A 26,700-nucleotide genomic window follows, 5' to 3' on the forward strand; every position below is an offset into this window, starting at 1 on the left:
CCGGCAAGGTGCCCGCCTCAGTAACCGAGGCCCTTCTTGCTGTCGTATTCTTTCTGCGGATTATCGGCGGCAGTGAGCAGCCTGGATTCGGTCTGGATCCATTTCGGCGGAACGGTGCCCTTCTCCTTGAACGCCGCGACGACATCGAAGGCGGGGCCCGCCATGTTCGGCGTCAGCTCGACCGTGGCATTGGCCTCGCCCGCGACCATCGCCTTGAAGATGTCGGGGACCGCATCGATCGAGACGGTGAGGATGTCCTTGCCCGGCTTGAGGCCGGCTTCCTTCATCGCCTGGATCGCGCCGACCATCATGTCGTCATTGTGGGCATAGACCGCGCAGATGTTCTTGCCGCCGCCTTCGGCCTTGATGAAGCTTTCCATGACTTCCTTGCCTTTGGCGCGGGTGAAGTCGCCGGTCTGGCTGCGCACCACTTTCAAATTGGCGTGCTTGGCAATGGCAGTGTCAAAGCCCTTCTTGCGGTTGGCGGCGACGCTGGCGCCGACCGTGCCCTGCAACTCGACGACGTTGCAGGCCTTGGCCCCGACGGTCTTCGCCAGCCAATCGCCGGCGACCTCGCCCTCGTGGACGCTGTCCGACGTGACGGCCGTGAGATAAAGCTCCTTGCCGGAGGGATCGATGTCGCGGTCGAGCAGCACGACCGGGATCTTGGCCTCCTTGGCTTCCTTCAACACCGAATCCCAGCCGGTCGAAACGACGGGCGCGAGGAAGATCGCATCGACGTTCTGCGCGATGAAGGACCGGATCGCCTTGATCTGGTTCTCCTGCTTCTGCTGCGCGTCGGCGATCTTGAGATTGACCTTTCGCTTGGTGGCCTCCTGCTTGGAGACCGACGTCTCGGCTGCGCGCCAGCCGGATTCCGATCCGATCTGCGAGAAGCCGATGGTGAGCTCGGCGGCATTCGCCGGCAGCGCGAGCAGCAACGCAGCCGTGGCGCTGGCCGCAAAGAGGGCTTTAGGGGTCATCAGGCGTGTCTCCCAAATGTTTATCTCGGGCGCCGGTTGGTAGCATGGCACCCAAAGGCCGGCCTTTGCGGCGGCGGGAGAGACTATTTCACGGAAGATGGGTTCCGACTAGTCATATTATCTGACTATTGGTCGGGAACCGTGTGCTGGCGGGAGCGGCAATCTGATGACACGCCCAGCGCGATTTTGTTCCGAAGATGCAACGCGAAGATGAAGAAAAATTTGGGGGGTCTCCGCGAGGGTGGTGACAGAAGGACTCGCAACCCCTCCTCCTCGTCATTGCGAGCGCAGCGAAGCAATCCAGAATCTTTCCGCGGAGGGACTCTGGATTGCTTCGCTGCGCTCGCAATGACGGTGTGGATAGAGCTCTGCGTATGTCGACCCAAACGACTCGCGGAGGGTCCCCCTCACCCGCCACGCTTCGCGTGTCGGCCTCTCCCCGCGTGCGGGGAGAGGCGAAGGGCAGCGAGCTAAATCAACTTCCGCTGCGCGAGGTTCTTCATCAGCGCGCCGATGCCGAAGGTCCAGGGTTCGCACTCGTCGCTGGTCCGCATGCGGTTGACCAATTTGCCGAGTTGAGGCGCCGCGATCGTCACGATGTCGTCGCGCTTGTGGGTGAACCCCTGCCCCGGCGCATCGCGATCCTTGACGGGGGCGAACATTGTGCCGAGGAACAGCACGAAGCCATCAGGATATTGATGCACCTTGCCGATCGTTTGCTCGACGAGATCGGTGGGATCGCGGCTGATCATGCTGATCGAGGAATGGCCGTCGAGGACAAAGCCGTCCGCGCCCTTCACGTTCAGGCTGATGTCGAGTTTTCGCGCGTCATCGAGTGTGAAGCTATCGTCAAACAGGCGCAGTAGCGGGCCGATCGAGCAGGAGGCGTTGTTGTCCTTGGCCTTCGACAGCAGCAGCGCCGAGCGGCCCTCGAAGTCGCGCAGATTGACGTCGTTGCCGAGCGCGCCGCCGACGATCTTGCCGCGGCTCGACACGAACAGCACCAGCTCCGGCTCGGGATTGTTCCAGGTCGATTTCGGATGCAGCCCGGCATCCATGCCAGTGCCGACCGAGGACAAGGTCGGCGCCTTGGTGAAGACTTCGGCGTCGGGGCCGATGCCGACTTCGAGATACTGGCTCCAGGCGTTCTGGTCGATCAGCACCTGCTTGAGGTGCATCGCCTGGTCCGAGCCCGGCTTGAGCTTTGACAGATCGTCGCCGATCAGCCGGGTCACTTCTTTGCGGATCGCTTCGGCCGACGCCGGATTGCCTTTTGCGCGTTCCTCGATCACGCGCTCCAGCATCGAGATCGCGAAGGTGACGCCCGCGGCCTTCAGTGTCTGGAGATCGACCGGCGCCAGCAGCCACGGCTCTTTCGAAACGCGTCCGTCGGGCGCCGTGTTGGCCACGATAGCTTCGAGATCGCCGATGCGCTCGCCCTTGACCGCGGCAAGCGCCTTGGCCGGATTGTCCTCTTCGCAGAGCGCGCTGACGGTCGGAAACTTTGCGGTGACGTCAAAGACACCGTCGGCGCGCACGGCGACCACGGCCGGACCGTTTGCCTGCGGCAGCCAGACGCGGCCGACCAGCGTCCCCTTCGTTCCATCTTCGGGGAGAAGGTCTTTGGTTGTCAGTGTCGTCATGGCCGCGTCCTCGCTGTTTCTTGGCGAAGACCAATAAACGTCTGGCAGGGGAAGTCCAGACCGCCAGCGGAGAGCCGCTATGCCCCTGCACGTGCCTTGCGGGCCGCGATCTGCTGGAGCGCCCAGCGCGCGTTCTTGCGGACATCGGGATCTGCATCGTCGGCGATGACAGCCAGGAACGCCTCACCGTCGGGATGGGCGATCTCGCCGAGCGCGGCGGCGGCTTCCTTGCGCAGATTGGCCTGATCATGGTTGATGCAATTGCCAATCGGGCGCACTGCGCGCTCGATTTTCATCTTGCCGAGGCTGCGGATCGCTTTCAGCCGCACCTGCCAGAATTCGTCGGCGAGCGAACCGACGAGCTGGTCGGCGGCGATCGAACCGTTGACGTTGAGGCCCAGCGTTTCCGCCGCCATCTCGCGGACCATCCAGTCGCTATCCTTCAGCGCGCGCGTGATCGTCTCGGCCGCCGGCTTCAGGTGCGAGAAGGCAAGCGCGCTCACCGCAGCGCGGCGGACATGCGCGTCAGGATCGTTGATCAGCGCGGTCAGCGCGGGAATGGATTCTTCAAGCTTGAGGAAGCCGATCACGCCGATCGCCTGCACGCGCACGGCGGCATCGGAGTCCTGGAGCGCTTCCAGCGCCGGCTTCAGCGTGTCCTTGCAGCGCAGCTCCTTCAGCGCGCGCAACGCGCCCATGCGGACGAAGGCGTGGGCGTGCTTGACCAGCGGCAGGATGATTTCAGCGCAGGCGGGATCCTTGAACTCGGCCATGCTGTCGGCCGCGGCGGATGCGACGATTCTTTCCGGATCGACCAGCAACTTGACCAGCGCGCTCGCCGCTTCCGGCCCGTCGAACTCGCCGAGCGCCATTGCGACCTGCTGGCGCACACCGGCATCGGGATCGGCGACCATGTTGGCGAGATGCGCAACAGCAGCCGGATCGCCGGAATGGCCGAGCGCGATGATGGCGACGCGGCGCTCGCCGGGGTCGGCGGCCTGAAGCCGCTCGTCGGCGTCTTCGAGATCGTCGTAGGATTCGAACGGGCTCGACATGACTACCTCAGGAGATAGGGAATGTTGACGGTGACGGCGCCGGTCGGGCAATCGGCTTCGCAGGGCATGCAGTACCAGCACTCGTCATAGGCCATGTAGGCCTTGCCGGTCATGTCGCTGATGCGGAGCACGTCGAGCGGGCAGACGTCGACGCAGACGGTGCAGCCCTTGTCCGCAATGCATTTGGCGTCGTCGACGACCACCGGAACCGATGTCTGATAGGACGCGAGAGGCATGTGATGTCTCCTGTTGCTTGCTGTTGCGGTGGATCAGGCGGAGGCGCGGATGCGCTGCTTGTCGTAGAGGTCCTTCTCGTCGTCGGCGATCGGCACGACGTAAGGTTCTACCGCACGCTTCTCGCTGGTCATCTTGCCGTCCTGCTTGGACAGCAGCGTGTGGCAGAACCAGTTCTCGTTGTCCTTCTCCGGGAAATCCGTGCGCCAGTGATAGAGGCCCCAGCGGCTTTCCTCGCGGTAGAGCGAGGCATGCACCGCCATATCGGCGCAGTCCATGATCGACTGCACTTCGAGCGCGCGGAGCAACTCGTGCGCGTTGCGGGCGATCATGTGTTCCTGCATGTCATGCCGCGTCTCGGCGAGGCGGCGCATGCCGAGCTCGTATTTGCGCGTGACTTTTGGCGGCTGGAGATAGTCGTTGACGAGACGACGCGTCTTGTACTCCACCTGGTTCGGCGGAATGCCGTCCTCGCGTTTGGTCGGCGCCATCACGCGGTCGCGCTCCGTGGCGACGTCGGCGGCATCGAACTCCGCAAAGTCATGGTTCTCGGCGAATTCCATCGCGTCGGTGCCGGCGACCGCGCCATTGGTGAAGGCGCCGAGCATGTAGTTATGCGGGACGCTTGCCATGTCGCCGGCGGCGTAGAGGCCCGGCACCGTGGTGCGCGCATTGTCGTCGACGAACACGCCCGAGGCGCTGTGGCCTGAGCAGAATCCGATCTCGGAAATGTGCATCTCAATCGATTCCTTGCGGTAGTCGACCCCGCGTCCTTGCTGGAACAGGCCACGGGTCGGCCGCTCCACCTTGTGCAGCGTCGTTTCGATCTCGGAAATGGTGTCGGGATGCAGATGCTTGAGCTGGAGGAACACCGGCCCCTTGCCTGATAGCAGCTCATTGTAAAACTCCAGCATCATCTGGCCCGACCAATAGTCGCATTCGATGAAGCGCGAGCCCTCGTTGTTGGCAGTGAACGCGCCGAACGGACCGGCGACATAGGCGCAGGCCGGGCCGTTATAGTCCTTGATCAGCGGATTGATCTGGTAGCATTCGAGATTCGCGAGCGCGGCACCGGCGTGATAGGCCATCGCATAGCCGTCGCCGGAATTGGCGGCGTTCTCGTAGGTGCCGAACATGTAGCCCGAAGTCGGCAGGCCCAGGCGGCCAGCAGCGCCCATGCAGAGGATCACGGCCTTGGCCTTGATCACCAGCATCTCGGCGGTGCGGGTGTTGACGGAGATCGCGCCGGCGATGCGGCCATCAGCGGATTTGAGCAGCCGCGTCGCCATGTAGCGGTTGGAGATCAGGATGCGGGCGCGGCGGAGTTGGCGATAGAGCGCCTTCTTCACGGTCTCGCCGTTCGGCATCGGCAGAACATAGCTGCCGATGTGATGCACCTTCTTGACGGCGTAGTCGCCGTTCTCGTTCTTCAGGAAGCGAATGCCGAAACTGTCGAGCTCCTCGACGATCTTGTAGCAGTTCTGCGCGTATTTATAGACCGCCTTCTGATCGACGATGCCGTCGTTCGCGATGGTGATTTCCTTGGTGTACTGCTCCGGCGTCGCATAGCCGGGGATGACGGCGTTGTTCAATCCGTCCATGCCCATGGAGATCGCGCCGGAGCGCTTGACGTTGGCCTTTTCGAGCAGGACGACATTGGCCTTCGGATTCTTCAGCTTTGCTTTCAGCGCCGCCATCGGGCCGGCCGTGCCGCCGCCGATCACCAGCACGTCGCAGGAAACCTCCGAAAGTCCATCGACGATCTGATCTAGTGCCATCGCTTGCTCCTGGTCCGCCGGCAGGTCCGGCGCCTTTGCATCAGATTTGTTCAGGGGGCTTTCCGGCGATAGCAATTAGTTGTCGCGGGGAAGCGATTTGGCCTCAGCGCTCGACAAAAGCCTTTTCGATCACGAAATGGCCGGGTTGGCTGTGATTGCCCTCGATAAAGCCGCGCGCGGAGAACATCGCAGGAAGTTCCTCGAGCATCGCCGGACTGCCGCACAGCATGATGCGGTCGGTCTCGATATCGAGGCCTGATAGCCCGATGTCATCGAACATCTGGTTGGACGCGATCAGGTCGGTGATGCGGCCGCGATTCTTGAAAGGCTCGCGGGTCACCGTCGGGTAATAAACGAGCTTGTCGCGGATCAGCGGCCCGAAGAATTCATGATTGCGCAGGCCTTCGACGAGGTGTTCGCCATAGGCGAGTTCGGAGACCTGGCGGCAGCCGTGGGCGAGCACGATGGTCTCGTAATTCTCGTAGACGTCGGGGTCCTTGATCAGGCTGGCGAACGGCGCCAGTCCGGTGCCGGTCGAGAGCAGCAGGAGGCGTTTGCCGGGAATGAGATTGCCGCTGATCAGCGTTCCCGTCGCCTTGCGGCCGACCAGGATGATGTCGCCCTCCCTGATCTTCTGGAGGCGCGAGGTCAACGGGCCGTCCTGAACCTTGATCGAGAAGAATTCCAGCGCTTCCTCGTGATTGGCGCTGGCCATGCTGTAGGCCCGCATCAACGGCTTGCCCTCGACCTCCAGCCCGATCATCGCGAACTGGCCGCTCTGGAAACGGAAGCCGGGATCGCGCGTCGCGGTGAAGCTGAACAGGGACTCGGTCCAGTGGCGGACCGACAACACCGTTTCCTTCTGAAATGCGCTCATCCGTCGTCTCTCCATGCCTGCGGTTGAGTGCAAGGTTTCGGAGAGACGGGATTCCGGCAACGCGGAAGTGAAATTCCCGGTCGATTAGTTTCACATTTCGCGGGCGGTGATCGAAGAGGAGGCACCGAAGGTCAGTGCCCCGCGCCTGCGCTGGCAATTAGTTGCTATCGCGGCCTTATCGCGACGGCGTAGAGAGGAGTCGGAGGTTCGTCATGACCATAACCCTGGTGGCACCGACCGTGGCAGACTACGAAGTAAGCGCCGATCTCGCGGCACTCTTCGTCCGCACCACGCAAGATGACGCGCTCAGCGTTCCCGCCGAGCAGCTGCGCCTCTCCTGCAAATGCGCCCACTGCACCCGCGCCCGCTTCGACGGCCGCTTCCCTGAAGCATTTCCCGGCATTGCCATCACGGAGATCGGCGATCTCGGCTACGGGCTGAACATCTCGTTCTCGGACGGACACAATCGCGGGATCTACCCGAAACCGTATCTGCTGAGCCTGGCGGGGCGTTAGCCGCCCGTTTGCCCGGCCCGCCATCTGGCACGGACATTGCTCCTCTTTAGAACGATTTAAACGTTCCGGAGGCAGACGATGTTGCAGGCGGCGAGTGCGGTTCGCGGGGCTGTTCCCCCGGCAGTCCGGCCTGCGGGCAGTTCCTCGTTGCTGCTCACCGAAAACCAGCAATGGATCGGCGGGCCGCCGCCGCTGATGGACAAGCTGACGGCGCGCGAGCGGGAGCTGGTGCTGAAGCAGGGCCGGCGAAAAGTGCTGAACCGCGGCCAGACGCTGTTCAGCCAGGGCGGCAAGCATGACGGCATCTGGCTGATCGAGAGCGGTCGCATCCGCGTGTTCTATACTTCCCCGCTCGGGCGCGAGATCACGCTGGCCTATTGGCATGTCGGCAATTTCGTCGGCGGGCCCGAAGTGTTCGAAGGCACCGTGCATCAATGGTCCGGCGTTGCGTCCAGCAATTGCAGCGTCGTGCACCTTCCCGGAAAAGAGCTGCGGTCGCTTGCCGTGGAGATCCCGAACCTCGCCATCGGCCTGATCGAAGGCCTCACCTTCAAGGGCAAATGCTATTCGGCGCTGGCGCAGATGCTGGGAACGCGCTCTATCACGCAGCGCCTTGCGCACCTGCTGCTGCACCTCGTCGATCTCTACGGCGTCGAGGACGCCGACGGCCGGGTGATCGCGGCGGCCTTCACCCATGCCGACATCGCCCACATGGTCGGCGCCACCCGGCAATGGGTCACGATCAGCCTGAAGCGCATGCAGGAGAAGGGAATCGTCGTCACCAAGCGCTCGCAGATCGTGGTGTGTCGGACCGACGTGCTGGAGGAGATGCGCGGCCAAGGGTCTGACTAAGAGGGCGCCGACTAGGAGCGGTGCACAGGCAAGCGGCTTTATAGTGCAGGACTGCCCAAGGAGTATGCAATCAGCTTTTCCCGGCAACTAATCGACTGCGGCGGACATTCCGGATTTGCCCCGCCGGTGACCTCACCCAATCATGGCAACCACAGCACATCCAACCGAATGAGGATGAGAATGGTCCGCCATCTTTCCACGCTCTCGATCGCGATGTCGGTGACGTCGCTCGCGCTAATCCTCGCGCAGCCGGCTTCGGCGGAAACCGTGACGCTCGGCATCGGAACGCAGGACACCACGACCAACACGGTGACCGCCGGCGTCGTGATCCGGCAGCTCCATCTCCTCGAAAAATATCTGCCGAAAGACGGCAAATATTCCAGCATCAAATTCGAGCTGGAGTGGCAGAACTTTACGTCCGGCCCGCCTGTCACCAACGCGATGATGGCGAACAAGCTACAGATCGGCATGATGGGCGACTATCCGCTGATCGTGAACGGCTTCACCTTCGACGGCAATCCCGAAAGCAAGAGCCGCCTGATCGGCGTTGCCGCCTACAGCCTGTCCGGCTCCGGCAACGGTATCGTCGTCCACAAGGATTCGCCCTATTACGAGCTTGCCGATCTCAAGGGCAAACTGGTTAGTGTGCCGTTTGGCTCCGCCGCGCACGGCATGGTGCTGAAGGCGATGCAGGACCGCGGCTACTCGTCCGACTTCTTCCAGCTCGTCAGCCAGAGCCCGGAAGTCGGCTCGACCAATCTCCAGGAAAAGAAGATCGACGCGCATGCCGACTTCGTTCCCTTTGCCGAACTGCTGCCGTTCCGCGGTTTTGCGCGCAAGATCTTTGACGGCGTAGAGACCAACCTGCCGACCTGGCACGGCATCGTGGTTCGCACCGACTTTGCCGAGAAATACCCTGAAGTCGTCGTCGCCTATTTCAAGGCGCTGATCGCCGCTAACCAGTGGCTGCGTGACGATCCGAAACTCGCCGCCGAAAAGATCCAGGAATGGACCGGCATCAACAAGGAAGTCGTCTACATCTTCCTCGGTCCCAGCGGCAACATGACGACCGATCCCACCGTCAAGCCGGCGCTGATCGATGCCGCCGCAACGGACGTCAAGGTGTTGCAGAACCTCGGCCGCATGAAGGAGTTTGATCCGAAAAAATGGGTCGACGACAGCTACATCCGCAAAGCCTATGCCGAGATGAAGCTCGACTACGACGCGCAGCTCGCGAGCACCAAGAACTACGAAATCACGGGCGAAGACTCGTTCTGCAAGAAGCCGATCACCGATCCGCGCAAGGCCGGTGAAGTCTGGGTGGATGAAGCCGGCATCATGCCGTTCTCGTCCGCCAGCTGCACGCTCGGGGCCTATGCCGACTTCAAGGCCAAGGGCAAGAAGATCAACGTCGCCTACGTTTTCGATACCATTCGCGGCATCAAGCTGTTCGCCGACCAGGCCTTCTTCGCAGTCGGCAACGGCGAGGTCGCGCCGTTCCTGCTCAAAAAGGATGCCGAAGCCCATGCCGCCAAGATCAGCGGCAAAGTGCTCGGCTTCGACGACGCGGTGAAGGCGGCGGTCAGCGGAGGCAAGACGTGAGCAGCCCGGCCCTCGTCAGACATCCCGAGGACAGCATGCCGGCCATTGCAGAGGCGGGCCCCGCGCCCGGCACCGTGCCGCCTGCAACACCGCCGTCTTTCGGCACGGTTGCGCTGCGCTGGTATCGACTTAACCGAGGCGGCCTGCGCGCGATCGCGATCGGCATCATGTCGCTGCTCGCATTCCTGCTGGTCTGGCACCTGCTCACGACCTATCGCGTCGTGTTCTTCGTGCGCTTCACCAACGTGCCCTCGCCGCTCGCCGTCTATGCGAGCTTCACCAAGGCGATCCACGATCCCAAATTCCTGCTGCACATCGTGCTCAGCTGCCGGCGCATCGTCTTCGGCTTCTCGCTTGCCGCCATCGTCGGCGTGCCGCTCGGCCTGATCATGGGCCGCTTCAAGCTGGTGCACGAGATCGTCTTCCCGGTCGCGGAAGTGCTGCGGCCGATCCCGGCGATCGCCTGGGTGCCGATGGCGATCATGCTATGGCCGACCAACGAGCAGAGCATCGTCTTCATCACCTTCCTCGGTGCGTTCTTCCCGATCTTGATCAACACGCTGCACGGCATGTCGCTGGTCGATCCCGTGCTGGTGCGCGCCGCGCAATGTCTCGGCGCGCGCGAACGCTCGATCTTCCGCGAGGTGTATTTTCCGGCGTCGCTGCCGCACATCTTCACCGGCCTCACCGTCGGCATGGGCGTTGCCTGGGTGTCGCTGATCGCTGCCGAGATGATCTCGGGCCAATACGGCATCGGTTATTTCACCTGGGAAGCCTATTCTCTGGTCCAGTATCCCGACATCGCGCTCGGCATGATCGCGATCGGCGTGCTCGGCCTCGGATCGAGCCTGCTGATCCGAGGCGCCGGGCAATTGGTGATGCCGTGGAGGCTGAAATGAGCGAGATCGTGACCAAAGCACCGCAGGGCCATATCGAGGTCAGGAATTTCTCCCTCAGCTATGACAGCATCGAGGGACCGGTCGCGGCCGTCACCGATACGCAGATTCACGTAAATCCGGGCGAGTTCGTCTCGATCGTCGGCCCCTCCGGCTGCGGAAAATCGACGCTGCTCAATGCGGTCGCGGGCTTCCTCAAGCCAACCACCGGAATCGTTACCGTCGACGGCGAGCGCGTGAACGGCCCCAGCGCCGAGCGCGGCATGGTGTTCCAGCAATATTCACTGTTTCCCTGGAAGACGGTGCGGGAGAATGTCGAGTTCGGCCTGAAGATGCGCGGCATGCCACGCTCGCAGCGCGAGCGTGCCGCGCGCACCCTGCTCGGGCTCGCAGGCCTTGACGCGTTCGAGAAGCATTATCCGGAAAAGCTCTCCGGCGGCATGAAGCAGCGCGTCGGCATCGTCCGCGCGCTCGCGACGGGACCAAAGGTGCTGCTGCTCGACGAGCCCTTCGGTGCGCTCGACGCGCAGACGCGCGTCATCATGCAGCAGATCCTCACCAACATGTGGCAGCGGCTGAAAATCTCGGTGCTGTTCGTCACCCACGACATCGACGAGGCTATCTTCCTCTCCGATCGCGTCTACTGCATGACCGCCCGTCCCGGCTCGATCAAGGCGGAGATCCCGATTCCGCTGGAGCGGCCGCGGCAGCAATCGATGATGATGTCGTCGGAATTTCTGGCACTGCGCCGCGGGCTGATGTCGCTGATCCGCGAAGAGAGCCTGAAGGCGATGGGCGGCGAGATCAACGACATGGGCATGCAGGGGCTGAACATCGAGCTGCACGGGCACTCGCTGGCGGATGTGATTTAGACGCGCCTCTCTCGTACCTTGCACGCCTGATGGTGGAAAAATCTGAGGCGATAGTCTTGGACTATTTGGGATGGTCGATACCAGAGAAGATGGCGCGGACCGCCCCCCGATCAGTTGCTATTTATTAAGCTGGAAGGGTTGCACGGCGCGAAGGTGGCGGTGGATTTCGAACTAACTGCTTGCTTCTTCGATAACCGTCGCAATGAACTCCCCGTGTGGGTGCGCACAAACAAGATCGATGTCGCGTAAGTTCATTCTGGCTTACGGGTGAGCGTGCGGCGCTATGGGCCACAAATCTGGTGCGTTGCGCTGACAAATTGAAGAGCAAAACCAAGGCAGATCAACATTAGACCAATGAAGCTGTATCGGATCGACGCGTCTGCAATCCGAGCATTTTCTCGCGATTGTTCATGCTGGAATTTGATGAGTTTCGTGCTCGCTTCCGCAATACCGGAGATTGCCTGTACAAGCTCCTTTAGTTGCTCAATGAGATTAGTCACATTGTAGGAAACCTCGTCCTCGGCGTGATGATCCCAGTATTCGTGCTGATCGATCCAGCGGATGCCTTTGTTGATAGACGTGATCCATTCTTCGGTCCCGCCATGGTCCTCCACCATTGCATCGAAGCGCCTAAGGTCTTCTCTCGCCTGCCGCTTCATCGAACGCTGGACCCTGACGAGATCAATTCCGAGCAAGACGACGCCCACGAAATCAAGGCAGAGGCCAATTGGATTTAGCCAACTAGGGACCGTACCGATGAACTGACATACCGTCATTCGCGCGTCTCGCCGAATCGCGGCCTTCCGGCCGCTCTGACACACTGTGGAGAACTAGGATTTTTCGCTAGCCTTCTGCTGACGAATCACCAGATATTTAAGCGGCGCACAGGAAGGAGGTCCCTATGACCAAACTTTTGAGTGACCCGGAAAACGTCTAAGCGGGCGTTTGCCTTCTCCCCCGGTCGCAATGGCGGCGAAAAGGGAAACAAGGTTCTCGCCGCTTAATCGCGGCGGGGCTCGCGGCAGCAGAGCTCGATCGTGCGGTCGCCATCCGCATGTTGAAGGTGGTTGCGCCGTCAAGAAAAGATGCCTCGTAACAGCCCCCGGCATCATAGCTGGATAAGGCTCCGAGGCATTTTTTATGGGGCACGCTATCACCGCGTACTGCGATCGATCATGAATTGGTGCCTCCTCGTCTTTCCACTGCAGGTGCTTTCGGCAGCCGCTGCTATTGGCGCTGCCACGTTTTGGTTTTTTTGCGTCTGTGAAGAAGGCCCCGCCACCGACTGAGTTTACTCAGTATCGGATGGATGAACTCAGTGGGAATATTCTTAAGCCCCTGCGTAAGCAATCGCAGACGCTTGCAACGCAGAGCCAGTTAAACGCTTGGGCGGCACTGCTGGCGGGGATAGCCTCGCTTTCGCAATTAGCATTGACCTTCTTGCCATCTTGCTCGTGGGGAGGTTGGTAACCGTTGGGACGGATCGCCAAAGGGGCTTTTCAGAGAATTCACCCGGACAAGTAATTAACATCAATAGCACTCCACTCTCCCACCAGGGGAGAAGGAAGTGGAGTTCGCGGCTACAGCCGCCCCTCACTTGAACCAGTGCACCAGCGCGATGCTGATCCCGAGCAGCAGCATCAGCGAGAGCGTCACCGCCGCCGTCACTCTGCCCCCGACATTGGCCAGCACTTTCACATCGACGCCGAGGCCAAGTGCGGCCATCGACACCACCGTCAGGAAACCCGTGATCCGCGTGATCGGAGCCACCACCGTGCCGGGCACGATCTCCAGCGAGCGCAGGGTCGCCAGCGCGAGGAAGCCGAGGATGAACCAGGGGACCAGGCGGAAGAAGCCGACATTGGTCTTCTTGGCACCGGCCTGCCAGCGCGAAGCCGTCAGCGAGAGGCCGACGACGACCGGCCCGAGCATCAGTACGCGCATCAGTTTTACGAGCGTACCGATCTGCGTGGAGATCAGACCCGCCGGCACCGTCGCCGCAAGCACCTGAGGCACCGCGTAGACGGTGAGGCCCGCGAGGATGCCGTATTGCGTGGCCGACAATTGCAGCAACGGGATCAGCAGCGGCAGGCCCAGCACCATCATCACACCGAGGATCGCGGTGAAGGAGATCGATGAGGCGATCTCGTCGTTGTTGGCGCCGATGATCGGGGCCACGGCGGCGATCGCCGAATTGCCGCAGATCGAGTTGCCGCAGGCGATCAGGATCGACAACCGCGTGGAGAGACCGAGCAGGCGGCTGAGGCCGAAGGAGGCGCTGAGCGCGATCACGACGACCGCCGCAATCGAGGCCAGCAGCGCAATGCCCGAGGCCGCGATGGCCGCGAAGCTGATGGAGGCCCCCAGCAGCATGACCGCGACTTCAAGCAGCTGTTTGGCGCTGAAGGCAATGCCCGCCTGCCAGCGCGGCGCGGGTTTCCAGAAGCTGCGCAGCGCCATGCCGAGCAGGATGGCCATCACCAGCGCCTCGACATAGGGGTGCTCGAAAACGCCGAGTTCCGCCCGTTCGAGCAGGGCCGAGACGCCGGCGACGGCGATGCAGAGGATAATGCCGGGAATCAGCGCGGCGGTGCGGCCAATGGCAGTGGTCGGCTTGGAATCGGCCGGGCTGGATGCTTGATTTTGCGACACAAATCTCTCCCAGAGGAGAAGGATTTATACGCAGCGATGTCCGATTGGGGAATAAGTTTTCGGCATATCAGGGCCGAGAGAAGTTCTGTCCTCGGCCCGGAATAATCGGGGTCAGAAGATCAGGCTCTTCGCCAGCGAGGCGACGCGGCTGAAGCCGTCATAGATGCCCGGCTCGAAGAAGGCGGCCCGCGCAAGCACGATGCCTGCGACCAGCGACCAGAACACCGTGGTGCCGGCCCGCAGCAGGAGCTTCGAGGCGCGCGATTTCGGCTGGGTGTCCGTTGCGGACACCAGCTGCTCGCCGAAGGGCTCAAATCCAGTGCGTTCCATGATCGTCAATCCATCAAATTCTGAATGGAATGTCGTCGTTTCGGCCCCAAACGGCAATGGAAGCGATTGGCGTTTTTGCCCCTCGGCCGGGAAACTCCTTCCGCCTGATGCCCCCGAGGCAATAGTTTTCTTCTTTTGGCCGGTTTGACGGTCCGGGCCCCCCGCTACAGGGCCAGATAGCGCCGCCGGATCGTCTCGTTGGCCTTCAGCTCGTCGATTCCGGCGGCGTAGACGATCTGGCCCTTGTCGATGACCGTGGCGTGGCTCGCCAGCCCCAGGCAGAAATGCATGTTCTGCTCGGCGATCAGCACGGTCGAGCCGAGCTGGCGGAGCTGCCGCAACAGCTCCCCGATCCGCTGCACGATGATCGGCGCGAGGCCCTCGCTCGGCTCGTCGAGCAGCAACAGCGCCGGATTGCCCATCAGCGTGCGCGCGATCGCCAGCATCTGCTGCTCGCCGCCGGAGAGGCGCCCGGCAATGCGATGGCGCAGCGGCTCCAGCAACGGGAAGACTTCATAGATGCGCTTGATCGGCCATTCGTCCTGGCCCTCTGGTCCCTTCTTCTTCCCGATGACGAGATTGTCCTCGACGCTGTGCTCTGGAAAGATCTGGCGGTCCTCCGGCACGAAGCCGAGGCCGGCGCGCGCGATATGGTGTGGCTTCCGGCCCGAGATCACCGCACCGCGCAGGCTCACTCTGCCCCGCCGCGGCGGCGCAAGGCCCATGATCGCTTTCATCGTCGTCGACTTGCCGGCGCCGTTGCGCCCGAGCAGCGCCATGGTCTCGCCCTGCCGCACGGAGAGACCGACGCCGAACAGGATCTGGCTCGTGCCGTAGTAAACATCGAGATCGGCGACTTCGATGATGGCTGCGCTCATGCGGCGGCCCCCGCATGTTCGGTGCCGAGATAGGCTTCGATCACGGCGCTGTCGTTGCGGATTTCGTCGGGCGTGCCCGTCGCAAGAATACGGCCATAGCAAAGCACGACGATTTTTGGCGCGATCTTGAACACGATGTCCATATCGTGCTCGATGAAGACGACGGTGATTTTTTGCGTCTCCCAGAGCTCGCGCACCTTGTCGATCATGCGCCAGCGTTCCTCCGGGCCCATGCCGGCGGTGGGCTCGTCCAGCAGCAACACTTTTGGTTCGAGCACCAGCGCGAGCGCGATGTCGAGCAGCTTCTGGTCGCCATGCGAGAGTGTTGCGGCGGTGCGATTGCGTTTCCCCGACAACCCCAGCAGCTCCATCACATGCTCGGCGCGGTCGCGCGTCTCGGGCAACGGAAAGCGCTTGTGCAACACCGCCGATGAGCGCTGATCGGCGCTGACGGCCGCGAGCATGGTCTCCTGCACCGTCAGCGACTTGAAGATGCTGGCGACCTGGAAGGCGCGGCCAATGCCGTGGCGCACGATCTCCGGCGGCGAGCGGCCGGCGAGATCGACGCCGTCGAGCAGCACCTGGCCGGAATCCGGCCTCAAGGCGCCGGTGATCAGGTTGAAGAAGGTGCTCTTGCCGGCGCCATTCGGACCGATCACCGCGGTAAGCGAACCGTCGGGGAAATCCAGCGAGACGTCGTTGGTCGCCTTCACGCCGCCAAAGGACTTTGCGAGGTTGCGGATCTCGAGCATCGCTAACGCCCCTCGCCTGCATCGCGCCGCTGCGAAAACCATTCGGCGACGAAATCGAGCAGGCCTTTACGCAGGCCCAGCGCGAAGAACAGGATGACCACGCCGAGCACGATGCCGTGGTACTCGGTGAAGCGCGTGACGGTGTCGTTGAGCAGCAGCAGCAGCACGGTGCCGACCATCGGGCCCAAAAAGGTCGAGACGCCGCCGAGCATGTTGATGAAGATGCCCTCGCCCGAAATGGTCCAATAGGCGAATTCCGGATAGGCGCCGGAGACGAACAGCGCCATCACCATGCCGCCCATCGCGGCGAACAGCGCCGCCAGCACGAACACGGTCAGTTTTGCGCGCCAGACGTCGATGCCGAGAAAGCTCGCGCGCGCGGCGTTGTCGCGGATCATGCGCAGCGTGTAGCCGAACGGCGATTGCGCGATCTGGCGCATCGCGAGCAGGCCGAGGATCAGCAACGCACAGCTCGCGATATAGAGATGGACGTGGTTGGCGAGATTGATGCCGAGGAATTCGGGGCGCGGAATGCCGCCGCGCAGGCCCTGGTCGCCGCCGGTGAAGGAGGCCCAGGACAGGATGGTCGAGTGGATCAGCATCTGGAAGGCCAGCGTGACGAAGGCGAAATAGATATCCTTCAGCCGCACGCAGATCGCGCCGATGACGGCGGCAATTACTGCCGTGACCGCCAGCGTCGCGACGAAGGCGACGGGAATGGACAAGCCGAGCTTCTGCATGATCAGGCCAAAACTGTAGGCACCCAGGCCGAAGAACATGCCGTGGCCGAACGAGGTCAGGCCGGTGTAGCCGACCAAGAGGTTGAGCGATGTCGCGAACAGGCCGTAAGCCGAGCAGCGAATGACGAAATCGAGCAGCGCCTTGCTGCCGGTAAAGAATGGCAGGCTCGCCAGCACGGCGAAGGCGATCAGCGCAATCAGAACGTCGCGATAGCGATGCAACGCCGCGCCGCTCCGCACCGGCACCAGCGCTTGCGCGCGTCCGGCCTCAAGCTCGGTCATGCCGCCTCCTTGCCGAACAGGCCGGTGGGCTTGGAGACCAGCACGATCACCATGAACAGGTACATCAGGCCTTCCGTGAACAGGGGAAAGCCGAGCGAGCCGAACGAGCGTATCAGGCCGATCAACAACGCTCCGACCAGCGCGCCAACGATGGAGCCCATGCCGCCGATCACGGTGACGATGAAGGACTCAATGAGGACCGAGAATCCCATGCCAGGTGTCAGCGAACGTACCGGCGCGGCGAGCGCACCGGCCAGCCCCGCCAGCATGCCGCCGAGCGCGAACACACCACCATAGATCAAGCCGGTGTTGATGCCGAGCGCGGACACCATACCGGGATTATGCGCGGCGGCGCGGATCACCTTGCCGATCCGGCTGCGCGACAATCCGATGCCGAGCACGATCGCCGCAACCAGCGCGACGCCGATCAGCAGCAGATAATAAGGCGGCACCACGCCCCCGGCGATGAACAGCGGCATCACCTGGAATGCCGCCGGCATGCCCATCGACTTGAATTCAGGTCCCCAGATCAGCCGCACGACGTCGTCGAAGATCAGCACGAAAGCGTAGCAGACGAGGAGCTGCATCAGCACATCCGCGCCATAGACGCGGCTCATGAAGACACGCTCGAAGATCAGGCCGAGGATCGCTGTGCCGGCCGCGCCCGCCAGCATCGCCAGCGCGAAGCTTTCGGTGAGGTGATAGGCCGTCATCGCGAAATAAGCGCCGAACATGTAGAAGGCGCCGTGGCTGAAATTGACGATCTTGAGCACGCCGAAAATCAGCGTCAGCCCGACCGCGACCAGGAACAGCAGCATGCCGATGATGAGGCCGCTGGTGGTTTGCGTCACCAGGCAGGCGGAGCTGGAGAGGCAGCCGGTGAGCGCGTCGAGATCCACGGAAGCACTTTCATCGTCGTGCGCCAGCGCTGGCGCGGAAAACAAGACGAAGGCGGAGAGTTGCCCATCCCCGCCTCGCGCGTGATCAGGTGTAACCCTTGCTCTTCTTCCACTCGGCTTCGAGCTCGAAGATGGTCTTCCAGTCGCCGGCCTTGACCTCGGGGACGTAAGGCTCCTGAGGGATCGTGGTGCCCCAGCCAATGGCGTAGCCGACCAGCGTGTGGTCGTCGCCGCGCATCGTCACGGTGCCGTCGGCGCCGAACGGGCACTTGATGGTGAGGCCGGCCAGGACCTCCGCGAGCTTCTTGCCGTCGGTGGAGTTCGCCTTCTTGGCGGCTTCGGCGAGGAACATCACGGCCGTCGCGTTCTGCCACGACCAGTTGGTCGGGTACTCGTTGTACTTGGCCTTGTAGGCATCGCCCCAGGCCGCATTCTCCGGCGTGGACGGGTAGGTCTTGATGTAGCGGTTGCCGGAGTGGATGCCCTTCGGCAGGTTCTTCACCACGGTGAGCGCGGTGTAGTCGGCCATGTTGACCGCAAACACCTCCATCTGGGTGAACATCGCGTAGATGTTGGCCTGGTCGATATAGGAGGTGAGATCGCCGCCCCACAGGCACGAGTACAGCGCCTGCGGCTTGGCCTGCAAAATCTTCGTTACCACTTCAGTGTAGTCGGGCTGGAACAATTTTGGCCAGGACTCGCTGATCACCTCGACGTCGGGCGCGAAGCGCTTCAGGTACAGCGTGAACTCGCCGGTGGTGTCGCGGCCATAGGCATAGTCTGGCGAGCAGGTCGCCCATTTCTTCAGGCCTTTGGCCTTGGAGATCGCGGCGGCGTAGCTGCCGCCGACGATGGAATCATGGATGCCCTGGCGCACGCAGCGGAACGCATTGGGGATGTGCTGCTTGGGATCGGCGGTCAGCGAAGACGCTTCCGAACAGGTGTGGATGCAGAGCACGCCGAGATCGCGCGCGACCTCGTGCACCGCGAACGATCCGGACGACGCTTCGCCGTCGAGCAGCAGCTCGCAGCCGTCGGTATTGACGAGCTCGCGCGCGACGCGGGCGGCTTCCTGCGGCTGGCCCTTGGAGTCGCGGACCACCATCTCGATCTGTCGGCCTGCAAGCCCGCCGGCGGCATTGACCTTGTCGACCTCGAGCATCACCGCATTGCGCGACGACGTGCCGAGCTGCGCGACGCGGCCCGACAAAATCGTCGGCATACCGATCTTGACGGTCTTGGCTTGCGCGCGCGCCACCCATGGCGCGGCAACACTCATCGCACCGGCGCCCATCAGCGCCAGTGTTGAACGGCGGCTGATGCCCGGCGTGCGGGTTCTCGTCATTTTCCCCTCCCTCTGTCGGGTCGGCGTTTCCAAATCCCTCACCGGAGATCGTCGCGTCTCCGTGGCTCCAACAATTTCAGAGGGAGGGGGTGACGTCAAGACAAACATGAATTATGAGTCATCATTCACTCATGAGGAAACGAGGCCGGCAATCGGCCCGAACCCGCAAAATGATCAACCTTTCGAGCTTCATCACCTTCCACGCCCGGCGAACGCCGGAGCGGCCCGCGCTGAAATACCGCGGCGAGCAGATCTCCTACGCGGTCTTCGACGCGCGCGTCCGCAAGGTCGCCGGCTGGCTCGCCGCGCAGGGCATCGGCCCCGGCGATGTCGTCGCGGTGCTGATGAAGAACAGTGCGGCGTTCCTGGAGCTCGTCTTCGCCAGCAGCCACCTCGGCGCGGTATTTTTGCCGATCAATTTTCGTCTCTCGCGGGACGAGGTTGGCTACATCGCCGGCAATGCCGGCGCGCGGCTGTTGATCGTCGATGAGGAGCTGGCTGCAAATGCTGCCGGCGCGAAGATCGTCGTGCTGAACGAAGCCGCGCAGCAAAGCGTCACGTGTCTCGCGACCGACGCAGCGCCTGCCCCGGTGCATGTCCGCGCGCCATCCGACCTGATGCGGCTGATGTACACCTCGGGCACGACCGACCGCCCCAAGGGCGTGATGCTCACCTACGATAATTTCTACTGGAAGTCGGCGGATCAGACGATCGCGCTGGGTCTCGGCGCCGACACACGCCTGCTCGTCGTCGGCCCGCTCTATCACGTCGGCGCGCTCGATTTGCCCGGCATCGCCGTGCTCTGGCATGGCGGCTTCATCCGCATCGAGCGCAATTTCGAACCGGAAACGGCGCTTGCTGCGATCGCCGAGGACAGGCTCAATGCCGCCTGGTTCGCGCCTGTCATGACCACCGCGATGCTCACCTGCCCCACGCGAGACCGCTACGACGTGTCGAGCCTGCAATGGGCCATCGGCGGCGGCGAGAAGACGCCGGAGCTGCGCATTCGCGCGTTCTCTGAATTCTTCTGCAATGCGCGCTATGTCGATGCCTACGGTCTCACCGAAACCGTGGGCGGCGACACTTTTATGGACGCTGGCCGCGAGATCGAGAAGATCGGTTCCACGGGACGCGCCATTGCTCATGTGGAAATTGAAATCCGCGACGAGGACGGCAGGACGCTGCCGCCGAACGTCAATGGCGAGATCTGCCTGCGCGGGCCAAAGATCACGCGCGGCTATTGGAAGGATCCGGAGAAGACGGCGGCTGCCTTCTTCGGCGACTGGTTCCGCAGCGGCGACGTCGGCTATCTCGATGACGACGGCTTTCTCTATCTGACCGACCGCAAGAAGGACATGATCATCTCCGGCGGTGAGAACATCGCCTCCTCCGAGGTCGAGCGGGTCATCTACGATCTGCCAGAAGTGCAAGAGGTCGCGGTGATTGGCCTGCGCGATGCGCGCTGGGGCGAGCGTCCGGTCGCCATCGTCGTGCTCGCCGAAGGCGCCACGCTGGAGCTCCCTGCCCTCGCCGAGCACTGCCGCGCACGGCTGGCGAGCTTCAAGGTGCCGAAGCAGCTCGTCATCCGCGACAGCCTGCCGCGCAACCCGAGCGGAAAAATTCTCAAGCGCGTGCTGCGCGCCGAGCTGGAGACGTCTGAATGACGCAAGCCAACGCCAAGGTCACAAAGCTCAACCGCGTCGAGCGCAACGCCTGGACCAAGCAGAAGATCTTTGAGGCCGCGACCAAGGTCGTCGGCAAGCATGGCTATGCCGAAGCCTCGGTCGCGCGCATCACCGAGGAGGCCGGCGTCGCGCAGGGCACCTTCTACAATCATTTCGAGAACCGGCAGGAGCTGCTCGATCAGCTGCTGCCGAAGATCGGCCTCGACATGGTCGAGTTCATCCGCGCCCGCACCGGCACGGAGGATGCGGCGCGGCAGGAGATCGAGCGTTTCGCGGCGTTCTTCGACTTCATCCGCGAGGTGCCTGAGTTCCTGCGCATCCTCAACGAAGCCGAATTCTTCGCGCCGATCGGCTACCAGAAGCATCTCGACAACATCTCGGTCGCCTATGTCCGCATCTTGCGGCGCGCGCGAGGGGCAGGCGCGATTCAAAATTACAGCGACGAGGAATTCGAGGCCATCGTCCACATGCTGATGGGCTCGCGCGGCTATCTCAGCCGCCGCTACTCCTATTCGGCGGACGGCGTCACCGCCGTCCCCGACCACGTCATCTCCGCCTATCGCAAGCTGATGACGCGCGGCCTTTTCAGTGCATCCGGAGATCAGGACACGCCATGAACATCGCATCTCCACACAAGCCGTTCGACATCGCTTCCGCAATCGCCGAAGGCGACATCCGCTGTCTCCTGATGGTGCTCGTGCACATGACCGGCGACGAGAAATGGCTCGAGCCGCCTTATCTGCCCAAGCGCGACATCCGCCTCATCCCCGATCCCGAGGCCGGCGTGCCCCGGGAGATCCAGGATGAAATCCGCGCTGCAGTGGTCCAGCTCTTTGCCGACGGCGCGCCAAAACCTGTGATCACCGATCCCGGTGAAGAGATGTTGCTCAAGATGATGCGCGCGTGCCTCGGCGAGAATGTCGCGCCGGAATATGCGCCGCTGATGCGGGAAGAGATGGGCTTTGTGCCGCGGGAGCCGCGCTGGACAAAGCGTCCCTCCGACGAGAAGCTCGCCGACCAGCACGTGCTGATCGTCGGCGCCGGCGTCTGCGCCATCGCGCTCGGCGTGGCGCTCGGCCATCTCGGCATTCCCTACACCATCGTCGAGAAGAACGACGAACTCGGCGGCACCTGGTGGATCAACCGCTACCCCGGCTGCGGCGTCGATACGCCGAACCACTCCTATTCCTATTCGTTCGGCTCGGGCAATGAATGGACGCGCTACTTCTGCCAACGCGAGGAGCTGCTGGGATATCTGCTGAAGGTCGCCGACGAATACGGCATCCGCAAGCATCTGCGCGTCAACACCGAGCTGACCTCGTCGCGCTGGGACGACGGCAAGCGGCGCTGGATCTCCACGCTGAAGACCGAGAATGGCGAAGAGACATTTGAGTCCACAGCGCTGGTCTCGGCCATCGGCCAGCTCAACGATCCCTCGCGAGCCCACTTCAAGGGCGAGGAAGAGTTCAAGGGAACGATCCTGCATTCGGCAATGTGGTCCGGCGATATCGATATCAACGGCAAGCATGTCGCCGTGATCGGCACCGGCGCGACGTCAATGCAACTCGTACCGGCGATCGCCGGCCGCGTCGCCTCGGTCACGGTCTATCAACGCAGCGCGCAATGGGCGCGGCCGGTGAAGGGCTATGCCGACCCGATCAGCGAGGGCGCACGCTGGCTGCTGGCGCATCTGCCGTTCTATGTGCAGTGGTACCGCTTCAACATGTTCTGGCGCTATGGCGACGGCCTCCTCCCCTTCCTGCGCAAGGACCCGGCCTGGCCGCATCCCGAGCGCGCCGTCAACAAGGGCAATGACCGGCATCGCCAGGAACTGACGGATTTCATCCACACCGAGCTGAAGGACCGGCCGGACCTAATCGCAAAGTGTGTGCCGACCTATCCACCCTATGGCAAGCGTATCCTGCTCGACAACAACTGGTTCAAGACGCTGACGCGGGACAATGTCGAGCTCGTCACCGACGCGATCGACCATTTCGACCGCGACGGCATCGTCGCCGCCGACGGCAAGCACCGACCCGCCGACATCATCGTCGTCGCCACCGGCTTCAAGGTGACGGAGATGGCGGCACGCCTCAACATCAGCGGCCGCGGCGGCAAGGATTTGCGCGAGGCCTGGGCCAACGATAACCCGACGGCGTTCCTCGGCCTCACGGTGCCGGACTTTCCCAACTTCTTCTGCATGCTCGGCCCGAACTCGGGCCCCGCACATGGCGGCAGCGTCATCTTCCAGTCGGAATGCCAGAGCCGCTACATCTCCGCCTGCCTCGCAGGCATGATCGAGCAGGACGTCGCCGCCATCGACGTTCGCCAGGATGTGCTCGACGATTATGTCCGCAGGGTCGATGCCGAGCACGAGGGCATGATCTGGACCCATCCGGGCATGAGTACCTACTACCGCAACTCCAGCGGCCGCGTATTCTCGGCCATGCCGTGGCGCTTCGTCGACTACTGGCGCATGACGCATGATCCGGATCTGGGGCAGTACAGGCTGACGAGGCGTAATTTCACCTGTTGAGGCTGACCTGCTGTAGCGATAGCGCACACTCTCACCACGTCGTCATTGCGGGCGAAGCGAAGCAATCCAGAAATCTTTCCGCAGCGGCACTCTGGATTTCTTCGCTTCGCTCGCAATGACGGAATTTGTGCCCTACGCCGCGAGCCCACTCCCATCCGGCGCGAATTCCAGCCCGAGACTTTCCGCCACCGCCTTGTTGGTGATGCGGCCGCGATGCACGTTCAGGCCGTTGCGCAAGTGAGGATTTTCCAGCACCGCGGCAAAACCCTTGTTCGCGAGCAACAGGCCGAACGGCAGCGTCGCGTTGTTCAGCGCCTGGCTCGACGTCACCGGCACCGCACCCGGCATGTTGGCGACGCAATAATGCACGACGCCGTCGACTTCATACGTCGGGTCAGCGTGCGTGGTCGGATGCGAGGTCTCGAAGCAGCCTCCCTGATCGATGGCGACGTCGACCAGCACGGCGCCGGGTCGCATCGATTTGAGCATCGCCCGCGTGACGAGCTTTGGCGCGCTCGCGCCCGGCACCAGTACCGCGCCGATCACGACGTCGGCGGCAAAGACTTCCTCCTCGACCGACTCGATGGTCGAGAAGCGCGTGCGCACGCGGCCGGCAAAGAGATCATCCAGTTCACGCAGCCGGGGAAGAGAGCGGTCGATCACGGTGACTTCCGCGCCGAGCCCTGCGGCCATGCGTGCTGCCTGCGTTCCCACCACGCCGCCGCCGAGCACGACGACACGCGCCGGCTGCACGCCGGGTACGCCACCCAGCAGAAGACCTCGACCACCGGCCGACCGCTTGAGCGCGGCGCCGGCGGCCTCGATGGCGAGACGGCCGGCGACTTCGCTCATCGGCGCAAGCAGGGGGAGGTGACCGGCCGCGTCGGTGACGGTTTCATAGGCGATCGCAGTACAGCCGGAGGCGAGCAGGCCCTTGGCCTGTTCGGGATCCGGCGCGAGGTGGAGATAGGTAAACAGGATCTGGCCTTCGCGAAGCTCGGCCCATTCGCCCTTCTGCGGCTCCTTCACCTTCACGATCATGTCGGACTTCGCAAAGATATCGCGGGCGCTCTCGGCGATCGCGGCCCCTGCCCGCCGATACACATCATCCGAAGCGCCGATGCCGCCGCCGGCGCCGGTCTCGATCGTCACCTGGTGCCCGGCCGCGACATATTCGCGAACGGCGCCCGGGGTGAGCCCGACGCGATATTCCTGCACCTTGATCTCTCTGGGCACACCGACGCGCATCTTCCGCTCCTTCACCAACGTATTGATTCCGTTGTTGATGGTAGCGAGAGCGCCGGTTTGGTTTCGTGCAAATATCGGCTAATTTCGCCGCGTGCGCGCCGGTTTCGGGCGCGAAAATGTCCTTTCACGCCGGAAACAAAACATTGGCCCTCGACCGGAAAGATCTCGCCATCCTCGCGGAACTCACCACCAATGCGCGGGCCAGCCACACCGAGCTCGCCACCAAGGTCGGGCTATCAAGCACCGCGCTGGCGCGGCGGCAGAAGGCGCTGGAGGACGACGGCTACATCCAGGCCTACCAGGCCGCGCTCGACCTCACGCAGTTCGGCCTCACCACGACGGTGCTGGTACGCATCGCACTGGAGAGCCAGAGCGACGAGGCGCTGAAGGCGTTCGAGGCGGAGGTGGTGAAATGCCCCTCCGTCGTGCGCTGCTTCCTGATGTCGGGGACCGACGATTACATCCTGATCGTGCTCGCCCGCGACATCCAGGATTTCGAACGCATCCACCGCACCGAGCTGTCGCGCCTGCCGCGCGTCGCGCGCGTGCAGTCGAGCTTCGCGCTACGCGAGGTGGTCAACCGCGCCGTGCCGAGGGTGGTGTTCGGCGAAGTGAAGCGGTAGCTGAGTCGCCCGCAGCTCGGATCGCGCTGTCAAGCGCATCCCTTCACAGTCGCTTTCATTCCATCATCAAGGATAATTGAAGTGCTGCTTCGACCGAACGGTTGAGGCCGAACGGACGCGTTCATCGGACCCAGATGATGGGGCGGGAAGCACAGCCGGATTCTCGCGCCAGTTCATGCAACCAAGTGATATTCGGGGTCTTAGATGTTCAAATCCAACCGCCGTGTCTTCATTCAATCAGTTGCCTTCGGCGCCGGAGTATTGGGCGCCTCACAATCCGCGATTGCAGCGCCAGACGGGCATGCCGGGGGTTACGACGTTGCTCCAGCATCGGAATTCCTGAAGACGATCCCACGGAAGTCCGGCGATCCCGTGGTGTTCACGGCATTGCTGGACAAAGCACCGATCAAGGCCACCTCCGGCGGCTGGGCGCGCGAAGTCACGACCCGCACGCTCCCGCTCGCGACCGGAATTGCCGGCGCGCATCTGTTCGTCAACGCCGGTGGCGCCCGGGAAATGCATTGGCACAATTCCGCCGAATGGGCCTACGTCGTCGACGGCCATTGCCAGGTGACGGTGGTCGATCCCGAGGGCCAGCTCGAAGTGGTCAATCTCGCCCCCGGCGACCTCTGGTTCTTCCCGAAAGGCCACAGCCATGCAATCCAGACGCTGGGACCGGCCCCCTGTCACGCCATCCTTGCCTTCGATGACGGCCTCTACTCCGAGCACGGCACGTTCGGGATCAGCGACTGGATGAGCCGCTACGACGCCCCGATTTTGTCGCAGGCGCTGGGTGTGTCCACCGACATCCTCGGTGCCAATCCGAAGGCCGAAACCTACATCATGCAGGGCGAGGTGCTGGCGCTCGACGGCCCGCAGGCCAAAGTCGCCCGCGCACTGGACCGCGACCGGACCCATCGCTTCCAGCTGATGTCGCAGAAGCCACGTGTCAGCACGGCCGGCGGTCAGCTCTACGTCGCCTCCGCCAAGGAGTTTCCGGTCTCGAGCACCATGACCGGGACCGTGCTCAAGCTCAAACCCGGCGCGATGCACGAGCCGCATTGGCACACCGATGCCAACGAGTGGCATTACGTCCTGAAGGGACGCACGCGCGTGACCCTGTTCGCGTTCGACAAGCGGGTGGCCGTCGCGGAACTCTCAGCCGGGGAATGCGCCTACATCCCCGCCAACTGCGGACACTCCATCCAGAACATCGGCCAGGAAGATGCCGAATTGGTCGGCGTGCTCGACAGCGGCACCTACCACGAAAGCAGCCTCGGCGACTGGCTGGCGAAGGCACCGCGGCACCTGCTCGCCAATAATTTCGGCGTTCCGGAGGCGGCGGTGGCGAATTTCGGCCGTAAGCGCATGGTCATCGCCAGCGCCAGCTGAGCGCGCCTTCACGTCGAAAGTTCCGTCATAG

The 26,700-nt window shown here is 62.9% G+C and carries 25 protein-coding genes; 10 read left to right on the top strand and 15 right to left on the bottom strand.

The genetic code is table 11. The features are described 5' to 3' along the window. Positions 1 to 17 precede the first annotated feature (17 nt). From ytfQ to BMW89_RS06575, 6 genes are all read right to left on the bottom strand, one after another. Positions 18 to 983, bottom strand: a complete 966-nt coding sequence (gene ytfQ, locus BMW89_RS06545) for a galactofuranose ABC transporter, galactofuranose-binding protein YtfQ (RefSeq protein ID WP_092023892.1) — start codon at positions 981 to 983, stop codon at positions 18 to 20. A gap of 470 nt (positions 984 to 1,453) precedes the next feature. Beyond that, positions 1,454 to 2,626 (bottom strand): fumarylacetoacetate hydrolase family protein, encoded by a 1,173-nt coding sequence (locus tag BMW89_RS06555; RefSeq protein ID WP_092023897.1) that lies wholly within the window; start codon positions 2,624 to 2,626, stop codon positions 1,454 to 1,456. Positions 2,627 to 2,703: 77 nt separating this feature from the next. Then, positions 2,704 to 3,681 carry a HEAT repeat domain-containing protein gene (locus tag BMW89_RS06560; RefSeq protein WP_092023899.1) on the bottom strand — a complete coding sequence of 326 codons (978 nt, stop codon included), beginning with the start codon at positions 3,679 to 3,681 and terminating at the stop codon, positions 2,704 to 2,706. Between the two features lie 2 nt (positions 3,682 to 3,683). Then, entirely contained in the window at positions 3,684 to 3,917 is a 234-nt protein-coding gene (locus BMW89_RS06565) for a 4Fe-4S dicluster domain-containing protein (RefSeq protein ID WP_008141081.1), read from the bottom strand. A gap of 33 nt (positions 3,918 to 3,950) precedes the next feature. Beyond that, entirely contained in the window at positions 3,951 to 5,693 is a 1,743-nt protein-coding gene (locus BMW89_RS06570; protein ID WP_092024669.1) for a fumarate reductase/succinate dehydrogenase flavoprotein subunit, read from the bottom strand. 103 nt (positions 5,694 to 5,796) lie between these two features. Further along, a complete protein-coding gene (locus BMW89_RS06575) occupies positions 5,797 to 6,570 on the bottom strand; it encodes a ferredoxin--NADP reductase (protein ID WP_092023901.1) in 774 nt (257 codons plus the stop codon). Between the two features lie 212 nt (positions 6,571 to 6,782). Here BMW89_RS06575 and BMW89_RS06580 point away from each other — a divergent pair, with 212 nt between their 5' ends. The 5 genes from BMW89_RS06580 (at position 6,783) to BMW89_RS06600 (ending at position 11,307) form a co-directional block, all read left to right on the top strand. After that, complete coding sequence (locus BMW89_RS06580) at positions 6,783 to 7,085, top strand: gamma-butyrobetaine hydroxylase-like domain-containing protein (protein ID WP_092023903.1); 303 nt, start codon at positions 6,783 to 6,785, stop codon at positions 7,083 to 7,085. 78 nt (positions 7,086 to 7,163) lie between these two features. Continuing rightward, positions 7,164 to 7,937: a Crp/Fnr family transcriptional regulator gene (locus tag BMW89_RS06585; RefSeq protein ID WP_092023905.1), complete on the top strand. Its 774-nt coding sequence runs from the start codon at positions 7,164 to 7,166 to the stop codon at positions 7,935 to 7,937. Between the two features lie 180 nt (positions 7,938 to 8,117). Further along, positions 8,118 to 9,539, top strand: coding sequence for an ABC transporter substrate-binding protein (locus tag BMW89_RS06590; RefSeq protein ID WP_177195873.1), 1,422 nt, complete (start codon positions 8,118 to 8,120; stop codon positions 9,537 to 9,539). Further along, positions 9,536 to 10,438 (top strand): ABC transporter permease, encoded by a 903-nt coding sequence (locus BMW89_RS06595; protein WP_092023909.1) that lies wholly within the window; start codon positions 9,536 to 9,538, stop codon positions 10,436 to 10,438. The genes BMW89_RS06590 and BMW89_RS06595 overlap by 4 nt, the downstream gene beginning before the upstream one ends. Beyond that, positions 10,435 to 11,307, top strand: coding sequence for an ABC transporter ATP-binding protein (locus BMW89_RS06600; protein WP_092023911.1), 873 nt, complete (start codon positions 10,435 to 10,437; stop codon positions 11,305 to 11,307). The genes BMW89_RS06595 and BMW89_RS06600 overlap by 4 nt, the downstream gene beginning before the upstream one ends. A gap of 281 nt (positions 11,308 to 11,588) precedes the next feature. Here BMW89_RS06600 and BMW89_RS06605 read toward each other — a convergent pair whose 3' ends face one another. From BMW89_RS06605 to BMW89_RS06640, 8 genes are all read right to left on the bottom strand, one after another. After that, on the bottom strand, positions 11,589 to 12,083 hold the full coding sequence (locus BMW89_RS06605; RefSeq protein WP_092023913.1) for a hypothetical protein: 495 nt from the start codon (positions 12,081 to 12,083) through the stop codon (positions 11,589 to 11,591). A gap of 817 nt (positions 12,084 to 12,900) precedes the next feature. Further along, entirely contained in the window at positions 12,901 to 13,959 is a 1,059-nt protein-coding gene (locus BMW89_RS06610; protein ID WP_092023915.1) for a YeiH family protein, read from the bottom strand. Between the two features lie 111 nt (positions 13,960 to 14,070). After that, positions 14,071 to 14,289: a hypothetical protein gene (locus tag BMW89_RS06615; RefSeq protein ID WP_092023917.1), complete on the bottom strand. Its 219-nt coding sequence runs from the start codon at positions 14,287 to 14,289 to the stop codon at positions 14,071 to 14,073. 164 nt (positions 14,290 to 14,453) lie between these two features. Further along, the gene (locus tag BMW89_RS06620) at positions 14,454 to 15,167 is read right to left on the bottom strand and encodes an ABC transporter ATP-binding protein (RefSeq protein WP_092023919.1); all 714 of its coding nucleotides are present in this window, start codon (positions 15,165 to 15,167) and stop codon (positions 14,454 to 14,456) included. After that, positions 15,164 to 15,919 carry an ABC transporter ATP-binding protein gene (locus BMW89_RS06625; protein WP_092023921.1) on the bottom strand — a complete coding sequence of 252 codons (756 nt, stop codon included), beginning with the start codon at positions 15,917 to 15,919 and terminating at the stop codon, positions 15,164 to 15,166. The genes BMW89_RS06620 and BMW89_RS06625 overlap by 4 nt, the downstream gene beginning before the upstream one ends. Before the next feature lie 2 nt (positions 15,920 to 15,921). Further along, positions 15,922 to 16,941 (bottom strand): branched-chain amino acid ABC transporter permease, encoded by a 1,020-nt coding sequence (locus tag BMW89_RS06630; RefSeq protein ID WP_092023923.1) that lies wholly within the window; start codon positions 16,939 to 16,941, stop codon positions 15,922 to 15,924. Continuing rightward, the gene (locus BMW89_RS06635) at positions 16,938 to 17,840 is read right to left on the bottom strand and encodes a branched-chain amino acid ABC transporter permease (protein ID WP_092024671.1); all 903 of its coding nucleotides are present in this window, start codon (positions 17,838 to 17,840) and stop codon (positions 16,938 to 16,940) included. Before BMW89_RS06635 ends, BMW89_RS06630 begins: the two co-directional genes overlap by 4 nt. A gap of 85 nt (positions 17,841 to 17,925) precedes the next feature. After that, the gene (locus tag BMW89_RS06640; protein ID WP_092023925.1) at positions 17,926 to 19,185 is read right to left on the bottom strand and encodes an ABC transporter substrate-binding protein; all 1,260 of its coding nucleotides are present in this window, start codon (positions 19,183 to 19,185) and stop codon (positions 17,926 to 17,928) included. Positions 19,186 to 19,355: 170 nt separating this feature from the next. Between BMW89_RS06640 and BMW89_RS06645 the strand changes: the two genes are divergently transcribed. The 3 genes from BMW89_RS06645 to BMW89_RS06655 are packed head-to-tail and all read left to right on the top strand — an operon-like array spanning position 19,356 to position 23,406. Beyond that, positions 19,356 to 20,849 (top strand): AMP-binding protein, encoded by a 1,494-nt coding sequence (locus BMW89_RS06645; RefSeq protein WP_092023927.1) that lies wholly within the window; start codon positions 19,356 to 19,358, stop codon positions 20,847 to 20,849. Continuing rightward, complete coding sequence (locus BMW89_RS06650) at positions 20,846 to 21,487, top strand: TetR/AcrR family transcriptional regulator (RefSeq protein WP_092023929.1); 642 nt, start codon at positions 20,846 to 20,848, stop codon at positions 21,485 to 21,487. Before BMW89_RS06645 ends, BMW89_RS06650 begins: the two co-directional genes overlap by 4 nt. Further along, complete coding sequence (locus BMW89_RS06655; protein ID WP_092023931.1) at positions 21,484 to 23,406, top strand: flavin-containing monooxygenase; 1,923 nt, start codon at positions 21,484 to 21,486, stop codon at positions 23,404 to 23,406. The genes BMW89_RS06650 and BMW89_RS06655 overlap by 4 nt, the downstream gene beginning before the upstream one ends. 132 nt (positions 23,407 to 23,538) lie before the next feature. Here the strand turns inward: BMW89_RS06655 and ald are convergent, their stop codons facing one another. Beyond that, positions 23,539 to 24,654: an alanine dehydrogenase gene (gene ald / locus BMW89_RS06660; RefSeq protein WP_092024673.1), complete on the bottom strand. Its 1,116-nt coding sequence runs from the start codon at positions 24,652 to 24,654 to the stop codon at positions 23,539 to 23,541. 143 nt (positions 24,655 to 24,797) lie between these two features. Between ald and BMW89_RS06665 the strand changes: the two genes are divergently transcribed. Together BMW89_RS06665 and BMW89_RS06670 are read left to right on the top strand one after the other, a co-directional pair. Further along, a complete protein-coding gene (locus tag BMW89_RS06665) occupies positions 24,798 to 25,277 on the top strand; it encodes an Lrp/AsnC family transcriptional regulator (RefSeq protein ID WP_177195874.1) in 480 nt (159 codons plus the stop codon). A gap of 204 nt (positions 25,278 to 25,481) precedes the next feature. Beyond that, on the top strand, positions 25,482 to 26,669 hold the full coding sequence (locus BMW89_RS06670; RefSeq protein WP_092023935.1) for a cupin domain-containing protein: 1,188 nt from the start codon (positions 25,482 to 25,484) through the stop codon (positions 26,667 to 26,669). The last annotated feature ends 31 nt before the right edge of the window (positions 26,670 to 26,700 follow it).

Origin of the sequence: Bradyrhizobium sp. OK095 (assembly GCF_900109945.1) — a bacterium.
Lineage (GTDB): Bacteria > Pseudomonadota > Alphaproteobacteria > Rhizobiales > Xanthobacteraceae > Bradyrhizobium.